Source organism: Adonisia turfae CCMR0081 (assembly GCF_011009555.1).
Classification (GTDB): Bacteria; Cyanobacteriota; Cyanobacteriia; order Phormidesmidales; family Phormidesmidaceae; genus Leptothoe; species Leptothoe turfae.
The window spans coordinates 3,199,239-3,200,701 of sequence record NZ_QXHD01000004.1 but is presented as its reverse complement, the minus strand read 5'-3'; the positions used below and the strand labels follow the sequence as shown (position 1 = coordinate 3,200,701).

Sequence of the window (1,463 nt, the reverse complement as noted above, 5' to 3'; positions counted from 1 at the left end):
AATGGGATCTATCGGAATCTACAATCATCAGCTGTTTGCCCACGGCTGGCCCCACCCCTGGTGATCGTAACTTCTCCAAATATTACGACAATAGACTACTGGAAACGACCAATCGGCAATGGAACCTGATGGACGTCGTTCCCCATGCCTTCAATACGGAGCTGTTAGCCCAAGTCCCTGACCTGTATGAACCAGATCTCTCTGCCAGTGTGGGCATCAAGCTGTTAGTTCGTTGGATTCAACGAGATACCAAGAGCCTAGACTATCTCAATGTCGCTCCTCAAGCAGCAGGTTTTTCATCCCAGTATTACAGCTTGTCTGACTTTATAAGTAATGATAAATATAAAGCCATCGTGGAAGACATTGAGGAGGCCATTCAAACATTTGAGGAAGAACTAAAACCATTTGAGACCCCTAGCTTTGGTATCGGTAGTATCCTTGAGTTTCTCATTCAGGCCTTAATCCAGCATACGATCGGGTACATCGCCTATTTTGACATTGGCGCCTTTTCCCAACTCCTGACTCCAGCATCTAAACAGTCCTCAGCTTTGGTATCTAAACCTGAAGATGGGAGTGGCCGCTTGCGGAAGTCGCTTGAGTTATTAACGAAAAAACCAATTCTTCTCGATATTGTTCAGCCCACCAGGCGCAAACTTGACGAATTGCAAGCAGGAGAAGGCCCACTTTGGGATGCGCTCCTGGCGAAAGTTGACCAAATGAATCAAGACAAGCCCAACCAGGGCGCTCAGCCCGTAATCTTTTTGGTTGAAGATCAGACGAGTACCCCCTCTAGTGATCATTGTTGGTCTGGTGGTAGCTCAGGGCGTTGATCGGTGGGTAGTCCAACTGATTTCTATGAAAAGTCCTCAAGATAATGGGATCACGGCCCAGCAATATTTAGCCAGCAGCTCATCCAAAAATAGCAAGGAGAACTCAATGGCAACCACAGATGCGTCAGCTTACAACAATGGAACCTATAGTTTCGAGCAACAGATATTTTCTCTATCGTGGTCCACTATTCTCAGCTTTGGCTTCAAAGGTGAAGCCTCTGAAATTGCTAGCCAGACAAAAGAGTTGCTGGTAAATGTATTAGAGGACAAAGAGATTCAAAAGTTGATCGGTATTTGGAACTTGGTCTGGGGACCGGGGGTGTATGCTGGTTCGCTTTTATCTGCTATTGTGCCAGACAAATCGCTCAACTCTATATTTATTGTTGTTCCAGAAAGCGATCCTGAGCAGGCGGTGGTTGCGATCGCTGGCACCAATGGCAGTTCTTTGATGGACTGGATCTTTGAAGACTTTAACGTCAAGGAAACCGTGCCCTGGCCCTATGGTCCTTCGCAGACGGAGGCACAAATTTCCAAAGGCACCTACTTTGGGTTAGACAAACTAGTTAACCTTGAAAGTGTTGACCCCACAAGCAACACTTCAATCACGGCCCAACAATATTTATCTACCAGACT

2 pseudogenes are annotated in these 1,463 nt (G+C 46.4%); both read left to right on the top strand.

Annotation, left to right across the window (positions count from 1 at the left end):
* A pseudogene (locus DXZ20_RS37545) lies at positions 1–830 on the top strand (lipase family protein); the annotation flags it as partial.
* A 25-nt stretch (positions 831–855) separates the two neighbouring features.
* Positions 856–1,463 (top strand): annotated as a pseudogene (locus tag DXZ20_RS18000) (hypothetical protein); the annotation flags it as partial.